Genomic DNA, 20,751 nt, shown 5'->3' with positions numbered 1-20,751 from the left:
CCGTTTCCGCCTCCGCCAGATCATCGGCGCGGGGCGGCTCATCCGTTTCAGGCAGCCTTGCGGCACCCGGGTATCGCCGCAATCGCTTGCTAGGAGCAATTCCAGGAAAAGTGCGTAGCGGTTTTCCGTCCGGAATTGCGTCAGACAAAAGAGGGCTTAGGCCCACGAAGGAGATAGGCATGAACCAAGAGGTCATGAACCTTTTCAACCCGCAGGTGCCTGCGCAGACGTTCGATTCCATCCGGATCTCGATCGCGTCTCCCGAGAAGATTCTTTCCTGGTCCTATGGTGAGATCAAGAAGCCGGAGACGATCAACTACCGCACGTTCAAGCCGGAACGCGACGGTCTCTTCTGCGCCCGCATCTTCGGCCCGATCAAGGACTACGAGTGCCTGTGCGGCAAGTACAAGCGCATGAAGTACAAGGGCATCATCTGCGAAAAGTGCGGCGTCGAAGTCACGCTGTCGCGCGTTCGCCGCGAGCGCATGGGCCATATCGAACTGGCCGCGCCCGTCGCCCATATCTGGTTCCTGAAGTCGCTGCCGTCGCGCATCGCGACGCTGCTCGACATGACGCTGAAGGATGTCGAGCGGGTTCTCTATTTCGAGAACTACATCGTCACGGAGCCGGGCCTGACCGCGCTCAAGGAGAACCAGCTTCTCTCCGAAGAAGAATATATGATCGCCGTCGACGAATACGGCGAGGACCAGTTCACGGCGATGATCGGCGCCGAGGCCATCTATGAGATGCTGGCCTCGATGCAGCTCGACAAGATCGCCGGCGATCTGCGTGCGGAGCTTGCCGACACGACGTCCGAACTGAAGCAGAAGAAGCTGATGAAGCGGCTGAAGATCGTCGAGAACTTCATCGATTCCGGCAATCGTCCCGAGTGGATGATCATGAAGGTCGTTCCGGTGATCCCGCCGGACCTGCGCCCGCTGGTTCCCCTGGACGGCGGCCGCTTCGCCACGTCGGACCTCAACGATCTCTACCGCCGCGTCATCAACCGCAACAATCGTCTGAAGCGGCTGATCGAACTGCGCGCGCCGGGCATCATCATCCGCAACGAGAAGCGCATGCTTCAGGAATCGGTTGATGCGCTCTTCGACAACGGCCGCCGCGGCCGCGTCATCACCGGCGCCAACAAGCGCCCGCTGAAGTCGTTGTCCGATATGCTCAAGGGCAAGCAGGGCCGCTTCCGCCAGAACCTGCTCGGCAAGCGCGTCGATTACTCCGGCCGTTCGGTCATCGTGACCGGTCCCGAGCTGAAGCTGCATCAGTGCGGCCTGCCCAAGAAGATGGCGCTCGAGCTGTTCAAGCCGTTCATCTACGCCCGCCTCGACGCGAAGGGTTTCTCCTCGACCGTCAAGCAGGCCAAGAAGCTGGTCGAGAAGGAAAAGCCGGAAGTCTGGGATATCCTCGACGAGGTGATCCGGGAACATCCGGTGCTGCTCAACCGTGCGCCGACGCTGCACCGCCTGGGCATCCAGGCCTTCGAACCGATCCTGGTGGAAGGCAAGGCGATCCAGCTGCACCCGCTCGTCTGCACGGCCTTCAACGCCGACTTCGACGGCGACCAGATGGCCGTTCACGTTCCGCTTTCGCTGGAAGCGCAGCTTGAAGCCCGCGTGCTGATGATGTCGACGAACAACATCCTGCATCCGGCGAACGGCGCACCGATCATCGTGCCGTCGCAGGACATGGTGCTCGGCCTCTACTACCTGTCGATCATGAACCAGAACGAGCCAGGCGAGGGCATGGCCTTCTCCGACATGGGCGAATTGCACCACGCGCTGGAAAACAAGATCGTCACGCTGCATTCGAAGATCAAGGGCCGCTACAAGACCGTGGACGCCGAGGGCAAGCCCGTTTCCGGCATCTACGAGACGACGCCCGGCCGCATGATCATCGGCGAGCTTCTGCCGCGCGACCCGAACGTTCCGTTCGATGTCTGCAACCAGGAGATGACCAAGAAGAACATCTCCAAGATGATCGACACGGTCTACCGCCATTGCGGCCAGAAGGACACGGTCATCTTCTGCGACCGCATCATGCAGCTCGGCTTCACCAATGCCTGCAAGGCCGGCATCTCCTTCGGCAAGGATGACATGGTCATTCCGGACGCCAAGGCGAAGATCGTCGGGGATACCGAAAATCTGGTGAAGGAATACGAGCAGCAGTACAACGACGGCCTGATCACCCAGGGCGAGAAGTACAACAAGGTCGTCGACGCCTGGGGCAAGGCCACCGAGAAGGTCGCGGAAGAAATGATGGCCCGCATCAAGGCCGTCGAATTCGACCCCGAGACCGGCCGCCAGAAGCCGATGAACTCGATCTATATGATGTCGCACTCCGGCGCCCGCGGTTCTCCGAACCAGATGCGCCAGCTCGGCGGCATGCGCGGCCTGATGGCCAAGCCCTCGGGCGAGATCATCGAGACGCCGATCATCTCGAACTTCAAGGAAGGCCTGACCGTGAACGAGTACTTCAACTCGACGCACGGCGCCCGCAAGGGTCTGGCGGACACCGCCTTGAAGACTGCGAACTCGGGTTACCTGACCCGCCGTCTCGTCGACGTCGCGCAGGACTGCATCGTCACGCATGTCGATTGCGGCACCGAGCGGGGCCTCACCATGACGGCGATCGTCGACGCCGGCCAGGTGGTGGCGTCGATCGGCCAGCGCGTGCTCGGCCGTACGGCTCTCGACGACATCCTGCATCCGATTTCGGGCGAGCTGATCGCTCCGGCCGGCAAGATGATCGAAGAGGCGCAGGTCGTCGAAATCGAGAAGGCCGGCATCCAGTCGGTCCGGATCCGTTCGGCGCTGACCTGCGAGATCCAGACGGGCGTTTGCGGCGTCTGCTACGGCCGCGACCTTGCGCGCGGCACGCCGGTCAATATCGGCGAGGCTGTCGGCGTCATCGCCGCGCAGTCCATCGGCGAGCCGGGCACCCAGCTCACCATGCGCACCTTCCACCTGGGCGGCACGGCGACCGTGGTCGACCAGTCGTTCCTGGAAGCCTCCTACGAGGGGACGGTGCAGATCAAGAACCGCAACATGCTGCGCAACTCCGACGGCGTGCTCGTGGCGATGGGCCGTAACATGGCGGTCCAGATCCTCGACGAGCGTGGCGTGGAGCGGTCCTCGCAGCGCGTCGCCTATGGTTCGAAGATCTTCGTCGACGACGGCGATACGGTGAAGCGCGGCCAGCGACTGGCCGAGTGGGACCCCTATACCCGCCCGATGATGACGGAAGTGGAAGGCACCGTGGAATTCGAGGACGTCGTCGACGGTATCTCGGTTCTGGAGACCACGGACGAATCCACCGGCATCACCAAGCGTTCGGTCATCGACTGGCGCTCGACGCCGCGCGGCGCCGATCTCAAGCCGGCGATCGTCATCAAGGACAAGAGCGGCGCGGTCGCCAAGCTGGCGCGTGGCGGTGAAGCCCGCTTCCTGCTGTCGGTCGACGCCATTCTGTCGGTCGAGCCGGGCCACAAGGTCTCGCAGGGCGACGTGCTGGCCCGTTCGCCGCTGGAAAGCGCCAAGACCAAGGACATCACCGGCGGTCTGCCGCGTGTTGCCGAACTGTTCGAGGCACGCCGTCCGAAGGATCATGCGGTCATCGCCGAAATCGATGGCACGGTTCGCTTCGGTCGCGACTACAAGAACAAGCGGCGTATCGCGATCGAGCCGGCGGAAGACGGTGTCGAACCGGTCGAGTACCTGATTCCGAAGGGCAAGCCCTTCCATCTTCAGGACGGCGACTACATCGAGAAGGGCGACTATATCCTCGACGGCAACCCCGCGCCGCACGACATCCTGGCGATCAAGGGCGTGGAAGCGCTGGCTTCCTACCTCGTCAACGAGATCCAGGAAGTCTACCGGTTGCAGGGCGTGGTGATCAACGACAAGCACATCGAGGTGATCGTTCGCCAGATGTTGCAGAAGGTCGAGATCACGGATGCCGGCGATTCGACGTATATCGTCGGCGACAATGTCGACCGCATCGAACTGGATGACGTCAACGACGCTCTGATCGAGGAAGGCAAGAAGCCGGCCGTCGGCGATCCCGTCCTGCTCGGCATCACGAAGGCATCGCTCCAGACCCCGTCGTTCATCTCGGCGGCGTCCTTCCAGGAGACCACGAAGGTTCTCACGGAAGCTGCGATTGCCGGCAAGACCGACGGTCTTCAGGGCCTCAAGGAGAACGTCATCGTCGGCCGCCTGATTCCGGCCGGAACCGGTGGCACCATGACCCAGATCCGCCGGATCGCCACGGCGCGCGACGAGATGATCCTCGACGAGCGCCGCAAGTCGACCGGCGCGGGCGTCGCCACCCCGATGCTGGCGGAACTGGCCGGCAGCGAGAATGCGCCGGCCGAATAGGCCGGAGCGATCTTCCGACAAATGAAAAAGCCGCCCGACAAAACCGGGCGGCTCAGACTGCTGACAAACCCCTAGCTTTGGCTAGGGGTTTTTGATTCACTGGGTCATGTTGAAGAAACCCAGCCCCGCACAGACCGCTCTCGAGATGGTGACACTCGATGGTTTGGTGCCGAAGGATCATCTGCTTCGCAAGATCGACGCGGTGATCGATTTTTCGTTCATTCATGATCGGGTTGCGGGGCTCTATTGCGCCGACAATGGTCGTCCGCCGCTCGATCCGACCTTGATGTTCAAGGCTTTGTTCATCGGCTATTTGTTTGGCATCCGCTCGGAGCGCCAGTTGGTGCGCGAGATCGAGGTCAATGTTGCCTATCGCTGGTTTCTGCGCATGAAGTTGACGGATCGGGTGTTCGACGCCTCGACCCTGTCGCAAAACCGTCGCCGCCGCTTCAACGACACGGATGTGGTGCAGGACTTCTTCGATCACATCGTCGAACAGGCGATCCGCCACGGGCTGGTGGATGGCCAGGTGCTTTATACGGATTCGACCCATCTGAAGGTGAATGCCAACAAGGGCAAATATGATCTGCAGATAATCGAAAAGTCTTGCTCGGACTATTGGGCCGATCTTGACCGGGCGATCGAGGCCGAGCGGGCGCTGCATGGCCAAAAGCCGTTGAAGGAGAAGGAGCGCGAAGCTGAGGTCAAGGAAACCAAGGTGTCGCGCACTGATCCCGATGCCGGCTACATGGTGCGCGAGGGCAAGCCGAAAGGGTTTTTCTACCTCGATCACCGCACCGTCGATGGCCGCCATGCGATCATCACCGACACATATGTCACGCCAGCCAATGTGCATGACTCGATCGTCTATCTCGACCGGCTGGACCGACAGCGCCAACGCTTCGCCTTCGATGTTCAGGCCGTCGGGCTTGATGCAGGCTATGCCACGTCCGGCATTGCCAAGGGGCTGGAGGATCGCGCTATCCTTGGCGTCACCGGCTACCGTAACCCGACGCCACCGCGTCCCGGCATGATGCGCAAATCAAAGTTCGTCTATGAGGGTCAGCAAGATGGCTATGTCTGCCCACAAGGTCAGTTGCTCCCCTACGCCACCACCGACCGCAACGGCTATCGCCACTATCGCTCAGACCCAAAGATCTGCCGCGATTGCCCGCTGCTCGCCTCCTGCACCTCAAACGCCGCCGCAACCCGCACCATTACCCGCCATGTATGGTCTGACGCCCGCGAGCGCACTGATGCGCATCGGCTGACACCTTGGGGCAAGGCGATCTACAAACGCAGAAAAGAGACGGTGGAACGCTCCTTTGCCGATGCCAAGCAGCTTCACGGGCATCGCTATGCCCGTTTCCGAAGTCTGACCCGGGTCGCGTGCCAGTGCCTGCTGGCCGCCGCCGCTCAGAACATCAAGAAAATCGCCCTGGCGCTCACCAAAGCACCGAAGCCCGGCCTCGCTTGAGGCCCAAACCATCTGCCATCCAAAAACAGCACGACATTCCACTCAAGAATATCAGCCTAAAACAAAACCCCGCCAAACATGACGGGGTTTGTCAGCAGTCTGAGCCGCCCGACAAAACCGGGCGGCTTTTTGTTTATGCGTGCGCTCGATGCCGGCGGGGCGGAGAGCTCGGGGAGCCGGGGGAGGCCGTCATCACGCGAAGCGGATGATCGCCACTTCGCCTTCGAGCGCGCCGCGATAGGCCGAGGCATGGGGCTCGTCTTCCGGCACTTCGGTGAGCGTGCCGATCTGGTCGAGGTCGGCTTCGAGGAAACCTTCCTCGGAGAGCGCGTTCAGCGCCTCGCGTACGGCGGTGTCGTCGTCAGGGGCGCTCAGCATGACATGGATATCGATGCCTTCCTCGTCCCCGTCGCGTTCATAGGCCTTGCCGATGATGATGAAGACCATCGGCTCGTCGGACGTGCTGTTGTCATTATGGGCATTGGCCGCCATGGGCGTCTCCTTCGGGGCAGAATTTACGGGTCTCTATACAGGGCAGGGGAGGCCAACCCAACCGATAAATTTCCGCGGAGCTTTCCGGCCGTCGGGGAATCGTTGCCCGGCCCATGCATCCCGATTGATTCTGTCTATACGGCCTGTTAAGATTTCGATGTTCCGACGGAGTGTCGGCGATGCGGTATCCGGCGTCGAACAGGGGGCTGAAAGCCCTACGCCTCAGGGCGTCCGGCCGGATGCGAGCAAGTTTCTTTCGTCGCTCCCCTTGACGTTTAACCCTTAAGCCAGTAGACCGCACGCCATCAGAGCCTATGTGAGGCTGGCTGGTTCGGAACGACTCGTTCTGGAGTTCGCCTCAAACAGGGTTCGACGCACGTTGGAAACATGACTGCTGCACGCATGACGCGGTTGATGTCGCGTCCTCTGCCTAATCGGGCCATTCGCCGTGTGCGGATCGGCCTCGTTTTGCGCATGGAGACGAGCGTGTCGCAGTTGCCGGTGACGGCATACATTCGCCCGCAAGGGTAACGAGACAAGATTTACCAAGGGATGGTTCTATGCCTACCGTAAACCAGTTGATCCGCAAGCCGCGCCAGGCGCAGGTAAAGCGCAACAAGGTTCCTGCCCTGCAGGAAAACCCGCAGAAGCGCGGCGTTTGCACCCGCGTCTACACGACGACCCCGAAGAAGCCGAACTCGGCCCTGCGCAAGGTCGCAAAGATCCGTCTGACCAATGGTTTCGAAGTCATCGGTTACATCCCGGGTGAAGGCCACAACCTTCAGGAGCACTCCGTGGTGATGATCCGCGGCGGCCGCGTCAAGGACCTTCCGGGTGTCCGTTATCATATCATCCGTGGCGTCCTCGATACGCAGGGTGTGAAGAACCGCAAGCAGCGCCGCTCCAAGTACGGTGCGAAGCGTCCGAAGTAATATTGTAACCGGCGCCATTCCGCCGGCCAGTCCATTCAAGTGAGAGACGATTAATATGTCCCGTCGCCATAGAGCAGAAAAGCGCGAGATCAATCCGGACCCGAAGTTCGGCGACCTCGTAGTCACCAAGTTCATGAACGCCATCATGCTGGACGGCAAGAAGTCCGTCGCCGAGTCGATCGTCTACGGCGCTTTCGACGTCGTGCAGGGCAAGGCGAAGCAGGATCCGCTCGGGGTGTTTCACTCTGCTCTCGACAACGTCGCACCGCATGTCGAAGTGCGCTCGCGTCGTGTCGGCGGCGCCACCTATCAGGTTCCGGTCGATGTTCGTCCCGAGCGTCGTCAGGCCCTCGCCATCCGCTGGCTGATCGCGGCTGCGCGCAAGCGTAACGAAACAACCATGGTCGAGCGCCTTTCCGGCGAACTCATGGATGCGTCGAACAATCGCGGCAGCGCGGTCAAGAAGCGGGAAGACACGCACAAGATGGCTGACGCCAACCGTGCGTTCTCGCATTACCGCTGGTAACCGAAACTAGACGTCTCGAAAGGAGTCCCTTCATGACTCGCGAATACAAGATCGAAGACTACCGAAATTTCGGTATCATGGCGCATATCGACGCCGGCAAGACCACGACGACCGAGCGTATCCTCTATTACACCGGCAAGTCCCACAAGATGGGCGAGACGCATGACGGTGCGGCCACCATGGACTGGATGGCGCAGGAGCAGGAACGCGGCATCACGATCACGTCGGCCGCCACCACGACCTTCTGGAAGGGCCGTGACGGCAGGATGCGCCGTTTCAACATCATCGACACCCCCGGCCACGTCGACTTCACGATTGAAGTCGAACGCAGCCTGCGTGTTCTCGACGGCGCGATCGCGCTGCTCGATTCGAACGCCGGCGTGGAGCCCCAGACGGAAACCGTCTGGCGTCAGGCCGAGAAGTATCATGTTCCGCGCATGATCTTCTGCAACAAGATGGACAAGACGGGCGCCGATTTCTTCCGCTGCCTCAGCATGATCAAGTCGCGTCTCGGTGCGATTCCGGTCGCCATGCAGCTGCCGATCGGCGCTGAAAGCGAATTCAAGGGCGTCGTCGATCTCATCGAGATGAACGCACTCATCTGGCACGACGAAGCGCTCGGCTCGCAGTGGGACGTTGTCGATATCCCGGAAGACATGAAGGCGCTTGCCGAGGAATACCGCGAGAAGCTGATCGAGACCGTCGTCGAGTTGGACGAGGCCGCGATGGAGGCCTATCTGGAAGGCAACTATCCGGATAACGACAAGATTCGCGAACTTGTCCGCCGCGGCACGATCGACGTGAAGTTCCATCCGGTTTATTGCGGTACGGCCTTCAAGAACAAGGGCGTCCAGCCGCTTCTCGATGCGGTTGTCGACTTCCTGCCGTCGCCGGCCGATATCCCTGCGATCAAGGGCATCGACGTCAAGACGGAAGCCGAGATCGAGCGTCATCCGGACGACAACGAGCCGGTTTCCCTGCTCGCCTTCAAGATCATGAACGACCCCTTCGTCGGTTCGCTCACCTTCTGCCGCATCTATTCCGGCAAGCTCGAAAAGGGCTCGTCGCTGATGAACACGGTGAAGGAGAAGCGCGAGCGCGTCGGCCGCATGCTGCAGATGCACTCGTCCTCGCGCGAGGATATCGAGGAAGCCTTCGCCGGCGACATCGTCGCTCTTGCGGGCCTCAAGGAAACCACCACGGGCGACACGCTCTGCGATCCGCTGAAGCCGGTCATCCTCGAGCGCATGGAATTCCCCGAGCCGGTCATCCAGATCGCGATCGAGCCGAAGTCCAAGGGCGACCAGGAAAAGATGGGCCTCGCGCTCAACCGCCTGGCAGCCGAAGACCCGTCGTTCCGCGTCAAGACCGACGAGGAATCCGGCCAGACGATCATCGCCGGCATGGGCGAGCTTCATCTCGACATTCTCGTCGACCGCATGCGTCGCGAGTTCAAGGTCGAGGCGAACATCGGCGCGCCGCAGGTCGCCTATCGCGAAACGATCACGCGGAACTGCGAAGAAGACTATACGCACAAGAAGCAGACCGGCGGTACCGGACAGTTCGCGCGCGTCAAGATCATCTTCGAACCGAACCCGGAAGGTGAAGACTTCAAGTTCGAGTCCAAGATCGTCGGCGGCGCTATTCCGAAGGAATACATTCCCGGTGTCCAGAAGGGCATCGAAAGTGTCCTGTCTTCGGGTCCGCTGGCCGGCTTCCCGATGCTCGGCGTCAAGGCGACGCTCATCGACGGTGCCTTCCACGACGTCGACTCCTCGGTGCTCGCGTTTGAAATCGCCTCCCGCGCCTGCTTCCGTGAAGCGGCGAAGAAGGCCGGCGCGCAGCTCCTCGAGCCGATGATGAAGGTCGAGGTGGTAACGCCGGAAGATTACGTCGGCGACGTTATCGGCGACCTGAACTCGCGTCGCGGCCAGATCCAGGGCCAGGAAAGCCGCGGCATTGCCGTGGTCATCTCCGCCCATGTGCCGCTGGCGAACATGTTCAAGTATGTCGACAGCCTGCGCTCGATGTCGCAGGGGCGCGCCCAGTATTCGATGGTCTTCGACCATTACGCGCCGGTCCCGACGAACGTCGCGGCGGAAATCCAGGCAAAGTACTCCGGTCAGAAGTGACCGGGGTGCAGCCCGAACAAGGTTGAATGAATTCCCGCGAGCGGGACAAGCAACGGAGAGCCGGAAATGGCAAAAGGTAAATTCGAGCGCACGAAGCCTCACGTAAACATCGGCACGATCGGCCACGTCGACCATGGCAAGACGTCGACGACGGCTGCGATCACGAAGTTCTTCGGCGAGTTCAAGGCGTATGAGCAGATCGACGCAGCGCCGGAAGAGAAGGCTCGCGGGATCACGATTTCGACGTCGCACGTCGAATACGAGACGCCGAACCGCCACTATGCGCATGTCGACTGCCCCGGCCACGCCGACTATGTGAAGAACATGATCACCGGCGCGGCGCAGATGGACGGCGCGATCCTGGTGGTTTCGGCCGCCGACGGCCCGATGCCGCAGACGCGCGAGCACATTCTCCTGGCCCGCCAGGTCGGCGTTCCGGCGATCGTGGTGTTCCTGAACAAGGTCGACCAGGTCGACGACGCCGAGCTTCTGGAGCTTGTCGAGCTCGAGGTTCGCGAACTGCTGTCGTCCTACGAATTCCCGGGCGACGACGTTCCGATCATCAAGGGTTCGGCGCTTGCCGCGCTTGAAGGCTCGAACAAGGAAATCGGCGAAGACGCGATCCGCGCGCTGATGGCGGCCGTCGACGAATACATCCCGACGCCGGAGCGTCCGATCGACCAGCCGTTCCTGATGCCGATCGAGGACGTGTTCTCGATCTCGGGCCGCGGCACGGTTGTGACGGGCCGCGTCGAGCGTGGCATCGTCAAGGTCGGCGAGGAAATCGAGATCGTCGGTATCCGTCCGACGACGAAGACGACCTGCACGGGCGTCGAGATGTTCCGCAAGCTGCTCGACCAGGGCCAGGCCGGCGACAACATCGGCGCGCTGCTTCGCGGCGTCGGCCGTGAAGGCGTCGAGCGCGGGCAGATCCTGTGCAAGCCGGGTTCGGTCAAGCCGCACAAGAAGTTCAAGGCGGAAGCCTACATCCTGACGAAGGAAGAAGGCGGCCGTCATACGCCGTTCTTCACGAACTACCGTCCGCAGTTCTACTTCCGCACGACGGACGTGACGGGGATCGTTACGCTTCCGGAAGGCACGGAAATGGTGATGCCGGGCGACAACGTGACGGTCGACGTGGAGCTGATCGTTCCGATCGCGATGGAAGAAAAGCTGCGCTTCGCCATCCGCGAAGGCGGCCGCACCGTCGGCGCCGGCATCGTCGCTTCGATCGTCGAGTAAGCAGCAGGCCGACTAAGGCCGCTGTTAAGGGCAGGGACGGGGCAACCCGTCCCTCCGATCTTTGAAAAGATGGCGGATTGGTCGAACATCAATTGAGTTTCCACGCGCATTCCGTTATGGGAAGCGCCAGAATCACGAATAAGGACAAGTCGTAATGAACGGCCAGAACATCCGCATCCGCCTCAAGGCGTTTGACCACCGGATTCTTGACGCCTCCACGCGTGAAATCGTGTCGACGGCGAAGCGCACCGGCGCCAGCGTCCGCGGCCCCGTGCCGCTGCCGACGCGAATTGAAAAGTTCACGGTCAACCGGTCGCCCCACGTCGACAAGAAGAGCCGTGAACAGTTCGAGATGCGCACGCACAAGCGCCTGCTCGACATCGTAGATCCGACCCCGCAGACCGTCGACGCCCTGATGAAGCTCGACCTTGCGGCCGGTGTAGACGTAGAGATCAAACTCTAAGTCCGGCGAAAGCCGAAATAACAAGGAAGGTACGTGGCGTTAAGCCGACGTCTTCCAAAAACGGGAAACCCGGAGGCTTCTTGCCGACGTGGAATCCTTAAACCAGAGGCATGACGGGCTCCCGGCATCGACGGGATCTCCGGCAGGACTTCTAAGAGGATTGAACCATGCGTTCAGGTGTTATTGCACAGAAAGTAGGAATGACCCGCGTCTACAACGACGCAGGAGAACACATTCCCGTAACGGTTTTGCGACTGGACAACTGCCAGGTTCTGGCCCAGCGCACCGAGGAAAAGAACGGTTACACGGCCGTTCAGCTCGGCGCCGGCTCGTCCAAGGTCAAGAACACGGCGAAGGCCCTTCGCGGCCAGTTCGCCGCCGCCAGCGTCGAGCCCAAGGCGAAGATCGTTGAATTCCGCGTGTCTTCGGACAACCTCATCGAGGTCGGTTCGGAGCTGACCGCCGGCCATTTCATCGCCGGTCAGTATGTTGACGTCACGGGCACGACGATCGGTAAGGGCTTCGCCGGCGCCATGAAGCGTCACAATTTCGGCGGCCTGCACGCGTCTCACGGCGTTTCCATCTCGCACCGTTCGCATGGTTCGACCGGCTCCAACCAGGATCCGGGTCGTGTCTGGAAGGGCAAGCGCATGGCCGGCCATATGGGCCAGACCCGCGTCACCACCCAGAATCTCGAAGTCGTGTCCACTGACGAGGAGCGTGGTCTCATTCTCGTCAAGGGCGCGGTTCCCGGTTCCAAGGGTTCCTGGATCGTCGTTCGCGACGCCATCAAGTCCGGCATTCCCGCCGACGCTCCGCGTCCGGCTGGCGTCCGTGCCGCAGCCAAGTAAGGGAGCCTGATCATGGATCTCAAAGTCACGACCCTCGAGGGGAAGGACGCCGGCAAGGTCTCCCTTTCCGACGCGATTTTCGGCCTGGAGCCGCGCGAAGACATCATTGCCCGCGTTGTGCGCTGGCAGCTCGCCAAGAAGCAGCAGGGCACCCACAAGTCCAAGGGCCGTTCGGAAATCTCCCGGACCGGCGCGAAGATGTACAAGCAGAAGGGCACCGGCCGCGCCCGGCACCATTCCGCTCGCGCTCCGCAGTTCCGCGGCGGTGGCACCGCACACGGTCCGGTCGTCCGCAGCCACGCGCACGATCTGCCCAAGCAGGTTCGCGCGCTCGGCCTGCGCCACGCGCTTTCGGCCAAGCTGAAGGCTGACGAGCTGATCATCGTCGACGATCTCGTCGCCAGCGAAGCCAAGACCAAGGCGCTTGTCGGCACCTTCGCGTCGCTCGGCCTCACGAACGCTCTTTTCATCGGCGGCGCCGAACTGGATGGCAACTTCCAGCTCGCAGCCCGGAACATCCCGAACGTGGACGTTCTGCCGATCCAGGGCATCAATGTTTACGATATCCTGCGCCGCGGCAAGCTCGTGCTGTCCAAGGCGGCTGTAGAGGCTCTGGAGGAGCGGTTCAAATGACGGATCTTCGCCACTACGATGTGATCGTCTCACCGGCGATCACCGAAAAGTCGACGCTGGTCTCCGAACAGAACCAGGTCATCTTCAACGTCGCCAAGCGCGCTTCCAAGCCGGAAATCAAGGCTGCGGTGGAAGCTCTCTTCGGCGTCAAGGTCACGGCCGTCAACACGCTGCTCCGCAAGGGCAAGGTCAAGCGTTTCCGCGGCTTCTCCGGCCGGCAGGCAGATGTCAAGAAGGCGATCGTCACCCTTGCTGACGGTCAGACCATCGACGTCTCCACCGGACTCTGATCAGGCCAGCCGGCGAAAGACCGAAAGGGAACAAGAAAATGGCATTGAGACATTTCAATCCGACCTCTCCGAGCCAGCGTCAGCTGGTCATCGTCGACCGGTCGAGCCTCCACAAGGGCAAGCCCGTCAAGGCCCTGACCGAAGGCCTGTCGTCCAAGGGCGGACGCAACAACATGGGTCGCATGACCGTTCGCTTCCGTGGCGGCGGGCACAAGCGGACCTATCGCCTGATCGACTTCAAGCGTCGCAAGTTCGGCGTCGAAGGCACGATCGAGCGGCTTGAGTACGACCCGAACCGCAGCGCCTTCATCGCGCTCGTCACCTATGCCGACGGCGAACAGGCCTATATCCTGGCGCCGCAGCGCGTGGCGGCCGGTGACAAGGTGATCGCATCCGACAAGGCGGTCGACGTCAAGCCGGGCAACGCGATGCCGCTGCAATACGTCCCGGTCGGCTCGATCGTTCACAACGTCGAGATGAAGCCGGGCAAGGGCGGCCAGATCGCCCGTTCGGCCGGCACCTTCGTCCAGCTCGTCGGTCGTGACCAGGGGATGGCGATCCTTCGCCTGAACTCGGGTGAGCAGCGTCTGGTTCACAGCGCTTGCCTTGCGACGATCGGCGCGGTATCGAACCCGGAACACGGCAATATCAACGATGGCAAGGCCGGTCGTTCGCGCTGGCGCGGCAAGCGTCCGCATGTTCGCGGCGTCGTCATGAACCCGGTCGACCACCCGCACGGCGGTGGTGAAGGCCGCACCTCGGGCGGCCGCCATCCGGTCACCCCCTGGGGCAAGCCGACCAAGGGCAAGCGCACCCGTTCGAACAAGTCGACCGACAAGTTCATCATGCGTTCGCGCCATCAGCGTAAGAAATAAGAGAGGTAGTCAGGAATGGCTCGTTCAGTATGGAAAGGCCCGTTTGTTGACGGCTATCTTCTCAAGAAGGCTGAGAAGGTTCGCGAAGGCGGTCGCAACGAGGTTATCAAGACCTGGAGCCGTCGCTCCACGATCCTGCCGCAGTTCGTAGGTCTCACCTTCGGCGTCTACAACGGCAGCAAGCACATCCCGGTGGCCGTCAACGAAGACATGATCGGCCACAAGCTAGGTGAATTCGCTCCGACCCGGACCTATTACGGTCACGGTGCGGACAAGAAGGCGAAGAGGAAGTAACGATGGGCAAGGCAAAAGCCGAACGTCGGCTGAAGGATAACGAGGCGCAGGCCATTGCGCGCACGATCCGCGTCAGCCCCCAGAAGCTCAACCTGGTTGCCGCGCTGATCCGCGGCAAGAAGGTCGATCGCGCTCTGGCAGAACTCGAGTTTTCTCGCAAGCGGATCGCCGTCACGGTGAAGAAGACGCTTGAATCCGCAATCGCCAACGCCGAGAACAACCATGATCTCGACGTCGATTCGCTGGTCGTGGCGGAAGCCTACGTCGGCAAGTCGATCGTCATGAAGCGTTTCCAAGCTCGCGGCCGCGGCCGCGCGTCGCGGGTCGAGAAGCCTTTCTCGCACCTGACGATCGTCGTCCGTGAAGTCGAAGCCAAAGGGGAGGCCGCATAATGGGCCAGAAGATTAATCCGATCGGGTTCCGCCTCGGCATCAACCGCACATGGGACAGCCGCTGGTTCGCTGATAACGCCGAATACGGCCAGCTTCTTCATGAAGACCTGAAGATCCGCAAGTTCGTTCAGGACGAGCTGAAGCAGGCCGGCATCTCCAAGGTGGTCATCGAGCGTCCGCACAAGAAGTGCCGCATCACGATCCACTCGGCGCGCCCGGGCCTGATCATCGGCAAGAAGGGCGCCGACATCGAGAAGCTTCGCAAGAAGCTTGCCGAAATGACGCGTTCGGAAACGCACCTCAACATCGTCGAGGTGCGCAAGCCGGAAACCGACGCCACGCTGGTCGCCCAGTCGATCGCCCAGCAGCTTGAGCGTCGCGTTGCGTTCCGCCGCGCCATGAAGCGCGCCGTTCAGTCGGCCATGCGTCTTGGCGCCGAAGGCATCAGGATCACCTGCGCCGGTCGTCTCGGCGGTGCGGAAATCGCCCGTACGGAATGGTACCGTGAAGGCCGCGTTCCGCTGCATACGCTGCGTGCCGATATCGACTACGGCACGGCCGAAGCGGAAACCGCTTTCGGCATCTGCGGCATCAAGGTCTGGATCTTCAAGGGTGAAATCCTTGAGCACGATCCGATGGCCTCCGAACGTCGCGCAAGCGAAAGTGACAACCAGGGCGCCGGTGGCCGTGATCGCGAACGCGATCGTGATCGTCGTCGCGAAAACGCGTAACCGTCGCGTTTGGCAGCCAATATCGGAGAAGTAAAAAAATGTTGCAGCCAAAGCGTACAAAGTACCGCAAGCAGTTCAAGGGCCGCATCAAGGGCGTCGCCAAGGGCGGATCTGATCTCGCTTTCGGCGAGTTCGGTCTGAAGGCTCAGGAGCCGAACCGCGTCAATGCGCGCGAGATCGAGGCGGCCCGCCGCGCGATCACCCGCTACATGAAGCGTGCCGGCCGCGTCTGGATCCGCGTGTTTCCCGACGTGCCGGTCACCTCGAAGCCCACTGAAGTGCGTATGGGCAAGGGCAAGGGGTCGGTCGATTACTGGGCCTGCAAGGTCAAGCCCGGCCGGATGATGTTCGAGATCGACGGCGTTTCCGAAGAGATCGCCCGTGAGGCGCTGCGCCTCGGCTCGGCCAAGCTCTCGGTCAAGACGCGCTTCGTACAGCGCATTGCAGAGTAAGGGGCAGTAGCGATGAAAGCCGCAGACGTTCGGGCGCTCAGCGCCGACCAGCTCAAGGAAGAGCTTGCCAAGCTGAAGAAAGAGCAGTTCAATCTGCGCTTCCAGAAGGCGACCGGCCAGCTCGAGAAGACCTCGCGCATCAACGAAGTTCGCAAGGACATCGCGCGCGTCAAGACCATTGCCCGCCAGAAGGCGGCAGAAGCCAAGGCTTAAAGGAAGAAGAATATGCCGAAACGCATTCTGCAGGGCACCGTAGTCAGCGACAAGAACGACAAGACCGTTGTCGTTCGCGTCGAACGCCGCTTTGCGCATCCCCTCCTTCAGAAGACCGTTCGCCGGTCGAAGAAGTACAAGGCGCACGACGAAGCCAACCAGTTCAAGGTCGGCGACGTCGTTTCCATCCAGGAATGCGCGCCGATTTCCAAGGACAAGCGCTGGGTCGTCGTATCGGCCCAGGCTTAATTTCAGACGGATTTGCGGCCGGCCCTTGCGTCTGGCGTGGAAATCTGTATGAAGCAGCGCAAGGACGCTCGGAATCACGAGCGTTCTTTTGCTTTGAGCGCAGGGAAGGTCCGGCGGGAAACCGTCGCGGAAACCACCTTGGCACCACCATCCCGCGCGAAAAAGATGAATTTTCATAGGCTGGAACAGGGGGCCCCCTTTGCCATGAGGGCGGCCCAACCGGTCCGGTAAAACAAGAAGGCGACCTGACATGATTCAGATGCAGACTAACCTCGACGTCGCGGATAATTCCGGCGCACGTCGTGTCATGTGCATCAAGGTGCTGGGCGGCTCCAAGCGCAAGTACGCTTCGATCGGCGATATCATCGTCGTCTCGATCAAGGAAGCGATCCCGCGTGGCCGCGTGAAGAAGGGTGATGTGATGAAGGCGGTGGTCGTGCGTACCGCCAAGGACATCCGTCGCGCTGACGGCAGCGTCATCCGTTTCGACAACAATGCTGCCGTTCTGATCGACAACAAGAAAGAGCCCATCGGCACCCGTATCTTCGGACCGGTTCCGCGCGAGCTTCGCGCCAAGAACCATATGAAGATCATCTCGCTGGCTCCGGAAGTACTCTAAAGGAGCGATGGCTATGCAAAAGATTCGTAAAGGCGACAAGGTCGTCGTACTCGCCGGCAAGGACAAGGGTCGCTCGGGTGAAGTCGTTCAGGTCATGCCGAAGGACGACCAGGCGCTCGTTCGCGGCATCAACCTGGTGAAGCGTCACCAGCGCCAGACGCAGAACCAGGAAGCCGGTATCATCACCAAGGAAGCTCCGATCCATCTTTCCAACCTGGCGATCGCCGACCCCAAGGACGGCAAGCCGACCCGCGTCGGTTTCAAGATCGAGGGCGACAAGAAGGTTCGTGTGGCAAAGCGTTCGGGAGTGTCGATCGATGGCTGAGGCAAAGTATGAGCCGCGTCTCAAGAAAGAATACAACGAACGCATTCGCCAGGCGCTGAGGGAGCAGTTCTCTTACGCCAACGAGATGCAGATCCCGAAGGTCGAGAAGATCGTCATCAACATGGGCGTCGGCGAAGCCACGGGCGACTCCAAGAAGCCTGCGGTTGCCGCTGCGGACCTCGCGGCGATTTCCGGCCAGAAGCCGGTCATCACGCGCGCCCGCAACTCCATCGCCGGCTTCAAGCTGCGCGAAGGCATGCCGATCGGCGCCAAGGTCACCCTGCGCGGCGTTCGCATGTATGAATTTCTGGATCGCCTCGTGAATATCGCGCTGCCCCGTGTACGCGACTTCCGTGGTCTGAACCCGAAGTCCTTCGATGGCCGTGGCAACTTCGCCATGGGCATCAAGGAGCACATTGTGTTCCCGGAGATCAACTACGACAAGGTTGATCAGATGTGGGGCATGGACATCATCGTTTGCACGACGGCACCGACGGACGACGAAGCGCGGGCTCTCCTGAAAGAGCTCAACTTCCCGTTCCGCCAGTGATCCGTAACGACAAGCGTAAAGAAGGATAACTGTTATGGCGAAAACGAGCGCAGTTGAAAAGAACAAGCGCCGCCGCAAGCTGGTTGCCAATCAGGCGCCCAAGCGCGCCGCCCTGAAGGCGGTCATTCAGAACCAGGCTCTTCCGCTTGAAGAGCGCTTCAAGGCGACCTTGAAGCTTGCCGCCCTGCCGCGCAACGGCTCCAAGACCCGCATCCGTAACCGGTGCGAGGTTTCCGGCCGTCCGCGCGCCTATTATCGCAAACTCAAGATGTCGCGTATTGCGCTTCGCGAACTCGGCAATCTCGGCAAGGTGCCGGGCATCGTCAAGTCGAGCTGGTAAGGAGACGGGCACATGGCAATGACTGATCCCCTGGGCGATATGCTCACCCGTATCCGCAACGGTGCTTCCCGCCGCAAGTCGAGCGTTTCCACGCCGGCATCCAAGCTGCGCGCCCGTGTTCTCGATGTCCTTCAGGCCGAAGGCTACATCCGCGGCTATTCCGAGGTCGAATTCGACAACGGCAAATCCGAGCTGAGCATCGAACTCAAGTACTACGAAGGCACATCGGTGATCCGCAAGATCGACCGTGTCTCCAAGCCGGGCCGCCGGGTCTATGTCTCGGTGAAGTCCATTCCGCAGGTCGCGAACGGCCTTGGCATCACCATCCTTTCGACCCCGAAGGGCGTGATGGCCGATCATCAGGCGCGCGAACAGAACGTTGGTGGCGAGGTTCTTTGCTCCGTCTTCTAAGGCGAGGCAGGGATCTTCATAACGAACAGACAGGATTGAAACATGTCTCGTATCGGTAAAAGGCCCGTTCCGGTTCCCGCTGGCGTTACCGCGACCATCGACGGTCGGAAGGTTATCGCGAAGGGCCCGAAGGGCGAACTCTTCTTCGTCGCTAATGACGAAGTCTCCGTGAAGCTCGAGGACAACGCCGTTGTCGTCGAGCCGATCAACCAGTCCAAGGACGCACGTTCGAAGTGGGGCATGTCCCGCACGATGATCGAGGGTATCCTGAAGGGCGTGAAGGACGGTTTCGAACGCAAGCTCGAAATCAGCGGCGTCGGCTATCGTGCCTCGATGCAGGGCAAGAACCTGCAACTGGCGCTCGGTTTCAGCCACGACGTCGTGTATGAAGCGCCGGAAGGCATCACGATCGCGGTCCCGAAGCCGACGGAAATCGTCGTGTCCGGTATCAACAAGCAGCAGGTCGGCCAGGTCGCCGCGGAAATCCGCGATTATCGTCGCCCCGAGCCTTACAAGGGCAAGGGTGTGAAGTACGCGGAAGAACGTATCGTCCGCAAGGAAGGCAAGAAGAAGTAAGGATCACGCGAAATGGCTAGCAAGAAAGACGCTCTCGCACGCCGCGCCAACCGCGTGCGCCGTTCCCTCAAGGCGGTCGCCAATGGCCGTCCGCGCCTGTCGGTTCATCGCTCGTCGAAGAACATCTACGTACAGGTCATCGACGATGCGGCCGGCAAGACGCTGGCGGCCGCTTCCACGCTGGAAAGCGATCTGCGCTCGTCGCTGAAGACGGGCGCCGATACGGCGGCAGCCGCCGCCGTTGGCAAGCTCATCGCGGAACGGGCCGTCAAGGCCGGCGTCAAGGAGGTCGTTTTCGACCGTGGCGCCTTCCTCTATCACGGTCGCGTCAAGGCTCTCGCCGAGGCCGCTCGTGAAGGTGGGCTGAGCTTCTGATCCGATAGCACGGGCGCTGCGAGCGCCCGCGCCCGGTTCAGCAGGATTTCCGTCGCTTCCGTTCGAGGAACGGGGGCAACATCCGTCAATCTGCCGATTGCACCCGGAAAAGAAAAAGGAAAAGGACAATGGCACAGGAAAGGCGCGGTTCGCGTGAGGACCGCCAGAACCGCGAAGAGCGCGACAGCGAATTCGTCGACAAGCTCGTCGCAATCAATCGCGTGGCCAAGGTCGTCAAGGGCGGCCGTCGTTTCGGCTTCGCAGCTCTCGTCGTCGTCGGCGATCAGAAGGGCCGCGTCGGTTTCGGCCACGGCAAGGCGCGTGAAGTTCCGGAAGCGATCCGGAAGGCCACGGAATCCGCCAAGCGGGACCTGATCTTCGTTCCGTTGCGCTCCGGCCGCACGCTGCACCATGACGTGCACGGCCGCCACGGCGCCGGCAAGGTCCTGCTGCGCACGGCCAAGGCCGGTACCGGCATCATCGCAGGCGGCCCGATGCGCGCTGTCTTCGAAACGCTGGGCATGCAGGACGTGGTCGCCAAGTCGACCGGTTCGTCGAACCCGTACAACATGATTCGCGCGACGTTCGACGCGCTGAAGAACCAGATGCACCCGAAGGACATCGCGGCGCAGCGCGGCCTCAAGTACGCCACGCTTCAGGCTCGCCGTGCCTCGGCCGGCATCGGCTCCGAAGAGTAAGGGAGACTGAGCAATGGCCAAGAAGGAAACCGTCAAGAAGACGATCACCGTCGAACAGATCGGCAGCCCGATCCGTCGTCCGGCCGTTCAGCGCCAGACGCTGGTCGGCCTCGGTCTCAACAAGATGCACCGGGTGCGTACGCTGGAAGACACGCCGTCTGTCCGCGGCATGATCCGGGCCGTCCAGCACCTCGTTCGCGTCGTCGACGGGAAGTGAGGGAG

The 20,751-nt window shown here is 61.4% G+C and carries 27 protein-coding genes; 26 read left to right on the top strand and 1 reads right to left on the bottom strand.

Going from position 1 to position 20,751, the window contains the following annotated elements:
* Positions 1-179 precede the first annotated feature (179 nt).
* Together rpoC and KYK29_RS11315 are read left to right on the top strand one after the other, a co-directional pair.
* Positions 180-4,391, top strand: a complete 4,212-nt coding sequence (gene rpoC, locus KYK29_RS11320; protein WP_254691006.1) for a DNA-directed RNA polymerase subunit beta' — start codon at positions 180-182, stop codon at positions 4,389-4,391.
* A gap of 106 nt (positions 4,392-4,497) precedes the next feature.
* Complete coding sequence (locus tag KYK29_RS11315; protein ID WP_254691005.1) at positions 4,498-5,868, top strand: IS1182 family transposase; 1,371 nt, start codon at positions 4,498-4,500, stop codon at positions 5,866-5,868.
* Positions 5,869-6,060: 192 nt separating this feature from the next.
* Here the strand turns inward: KYK29_RS11315 and KYK29_RS11310 are convergent, their stop codons facing one another.
* Positions 6,061-6,360, bottom strand: a complete 300-nt coding sequence (locus KYK29_RS11310) for a transcriptional regulator (RefSeq protein WP_254691004.1) — start codon at positions 6,358-6,360, stop codon at positions 6,061-6,063.
* 560 nt (positions 6,361-6,920) lie between these two features.
* On the opposite strand from KYK29_RS11310, the gene rpsL reads away from it, so the two are divergent.
* From rpsL to rpmD, 24 genes are all read left to right on the top strand, one after another.
* Positions 6,921-7,292, top strand: a complete 372-nt coding sequence (gene rpsL, locus KYK29_RS11305; RefSeq protein ID WP_003507760.1) for a 30S ribosomal protein S12 — start codon at positions 6,921-6,923, stop codon at positions 7,290-7,292.
* A gap of 55 nt (positions 7,293-7,347) precedes the next feature.
* The gene (rpsG, locus tag KYK29_RS11300) at positions 7,348-7,818 is read left to right on the top strand and encodes a 30S ribosomal protein S7 (RefSeq protein WP_254691003.1); all 471 of its coding nucleotides are present in this window, start codon (positions 7,348-7,350) and stop codon (positions 7,816-7,818) included.
* A gap of 32 nt (positions 7,819-7,850) precedes the next feature.
* Positions 7,851-9,950, top strand: a complete 2,100-nt coding sequence (gene fusA / locus KYK29_RS11295) for an elongation factor G (RefSeq protein WP_254691002.1) — start codon at positions 7,851-7,853, stop codon at positions 9,948-9,950.
* A 66-nt stretch (positions 9,951-10,016) separates the two neighbouring features.
* Entirely contained in the window at positions 10,017-11,192 is a 1,176-nt protein-coding gene (tuf, locus tag KYK29_RS11290) for an elongation factor Tu (protein WP_254691001.1), read from the top strand.
* Positions 11,193-11,346: 154 nt separating this feature from the next.
* A complete protein-coding gene (gene rpsJ, locus KYK29_RS11285; RefSeq protein ID WP_003507767.1) occupies positions 11,347-11,655 on the top strand; it encodes a 30S ribosomal protein S10 in 309 nt (102 codons plus the stop codon).
* 167 nt (positions 11,656-11,822) lie between these two features.
* On the top strand, positions 11,823-12,506 hold the full coding sequence (gene rplC, locus KYK29_RS11280; RefSeq protein ID WP_254691000.1) for a 50S ribosomal protein L3: 684 nt from the start codon (positions 11,823-11,825) through the stop codon (positions 12,504-12,506).
* Positions 12,507-12,518: 12 nt separating this feature from the next.
* Positions 12,519-13,139 (top strand): 50S ribosomal protein L4, encoded by a 621-nt coding sequence (gene rplD, locus KYK29_RS11275; protein ID WP_254690999.1) that lies wholly within the window; start codon positions 12,519-12,521, stop codon positions 13,137-13,139.
* Positions 13,136-13,429 (top strand): 50S ribosomal protein L23, encoded by a 294-nt coding sequence (locus KYK29_RS11270; RefSeq protein WP_254690998.1) that lies wholly within the window; start codon positions 13,136-13,138, stop codon positions 13,427-13,429. The genes rplD and KYK29_RS11270 overlap by 4 nt, the downstream gene beginning before the upstream one ends.
* Positions 13,430-13,467: 38 nt before the next feature.
* The gene (rplB, locus tag KYK29_RS11265; protein WP_254690997.1) at positions 13,468-14,304 is read left to right on the top strand and encodes a 50S ribosomal protein L2; all 837 of its coding nucleotides are present in this window, start codon (positions 13,468-13,470) and stop codon (positions 14,302-14,304) included.
* Between the two features lie 15 nt (positions 14,305-14,319).
* Entirely contained in the window at positions 14,320-14,598 is a 279-nt protein-coding gene (rpsS, locus tag KYK29_RS11260) for a 30S ribosomal protein S19 (RefSeq protein ID WP_254690996.1), read from the top strand.
* A 2-nt stretch (positions 14,599-14,600) separates the two neighbouring features.
* On the top strand, positions 14,601-14,990 hold the full coding sequence (gene rplV / locus KYK29_RS11255) for a 50S ribosomal protein L22 (protein ID WP_254690995.1): 390 nt from the start codon (positions 14,601-14,603) through the stop codon (positions 14,988-14,990).
* Positions 14,990-15,721, top strand: coding sequence for a 30S ribosomal protein S3 (gene rpsC, locus KYK29_RS11250; RefSeq protein WP_254690994.1), 732 nt, complete (start codon positions 14,990-14,992; stop codon positions 15,719-15,721). Before rplV ends, rpsC begins: the two co-directional genes overlap by 1 nt.
* A 38-nt stretch (positions 15,722-15,759) precedes the next feature.
* Positions 15,760-16,173: a 50S ribosomal protein L16 gene (gene rplP / locus KYK29_RS11245; protein ID WP_254690993.1), complete on the top strand. Its 414-nt coding sequence runs from the start codon at positions 15,760-15,762 to the stop codon at positions 16,171-16,173.
* Positions 16,174-16,185: 12 nt separating this feature from the next.
* Positions 16,186-16,386 (top strand): 50S ribosomal protein L29, encoded by a 201-nt coding sequence (gene rpmC, locus KYK29_RS11240; RefSeq protein ID WP_254690992.1) that lies wholly within the window; start codon positions 16,186-16,188, stop codon positions 16,384-16,386.
* Positions 16,387-16,398: 12 nt separating this feature from the next.
* A complete protein-coding gene (gene rpsQ, locus KYK29_RS11235) occupies positions 16,399-16,635 on the top strand; it encodes a 30S ribosomal protein S17 (RefSeq protein ID WP_254690991.1) in 237 nt (78 codons plus the stop codon).
* Positions 16,636-16,885: 250 nt separating this feature from the next.
* The gene (gene rplN, locus KYK29_RS11230; protein WP_006728677.1) at positions 16,886-17,254 is read left to right on the top strand and encodes a 50S ribosomal protein L14; all 369 of its coding nucleotides are present in this window, start codon (positions 16,886-16,888) and stop codon (positions 17,252-17,254) included.
* A 13-nt stretch (positions 17,255-17,267) separates the two neighbouring features.
* Positions 17,268-17,579 (top strand): 50S ribosomal protein L24, encoded by a 312-nt coding sequence (rplX, locus tag KYK29_RS11225; RefSeq protein ID WP_254690990.1) that lies wholly within the window; start codon positions 17,268-17,270, stop codon positions 17,577-17,579.
* Positions 17,572-18,129, top strand: a complete 558-nt coding sequence (rplE, locus tag KYK29_RS11220) for a 50S ribosomal protein L5 (RefSeq protein ID WP_254690989.1) — start codon at positions 17,572-17,574, stop codon at positions 18,127-18,129. Before rplX ends, rplE begins: the two co-directional genes overlap by 8 nt.
* A gap of 34 nt (positions 18,130-18,163) precedes the next feature.
* On the top strand, positions 18,164-18,469 hold the full coding sequence (gene rpsN, locus KYK29_RS11215) for a 30S ribosomal protein S14 (protein ID WP_254690988.1): 306 nt from the start codon (positions 18,164-18,166) through the stop codon (positions 18,467-18,469).
* Positions 18,470-18,481: 12 nt separating this feature from the next.
* On the top strand, positions 18,482-18,880 hold the full coding sequence (gene rpsH, locus KYK29_RS11210; protein WP_254690987.1) for a 30S ribosomal protein S8: 399 nt from the start codon (positions 18,482-18,484) through the stop codon (positions 18,878-18,880).
* A 42-nt stretch (positions 18,881-18,922) separates the two neighbouring features.
* Positions 18,923-19,456, top strand: coding sequence for a 50S ribosomal protein L6 (rplF, locus tag KYK29_RS11205; protein ID WP_254690986.1), 534 nt, complete (start codon positions 18,923-18,925; stop codon positions 19,454-19,456).
* Between the two features lie 12 nt (positions 19,457-19,468).
* Positions 19,469-19,831 carry a 50S ribosomal protein L18 gene (gene rplR / locus KYK29_RS11200; RefSeq protein WP_254690985.1) on the top strand — a complete coding sequence of 121 codons (363 nt, stop codon included), beginning with the start codon at positions 19,469-19,471 and terminating at the stop codon, positions 19,829-19,831.
* 128 nt (positions 19,832-19,959) lie between these two features.
* Positions 19,960-20,529, top strand: a complete 570-nt coding sequence (rpsE, locus tag KYK29_RS11195) for a 30S ribosomal protein S5 (protein ID WP_254690984.1) — start codon at positions 19,960-19,962, stop codon at positions 20,527-20,529.
* 13 nt (positions 20,530-20,542) lie between these two features.
* On the top strand, positions 20,543-20,746 hold the full coding sequence (rpmD, locus tag KYK29_RS11190; protein WP_254690983.1) for a 50S ribosomal protein L30: 204 nt from the start codon (positions 20,543-20,545) through the stop codon (positions 20,744-20,746).
* Positions 20,747-20,751: the final 5 nt, after the last annotated feature.

Source organism: Shinella daejeonensis (assembly GCF_024281235.1).
Taxonomy (GTDB): domain Bacteria; phylum Pseudomonadota; class Alphaproteobacteria; order Rhizobiales; family Rhizobiaceae; genus Shinella; species Shinella daejeonensis.
Note: the sequence above shows the minus strand (reverse complement) of the source record. Positions and strands in the feature narration are given on the sequence as shown.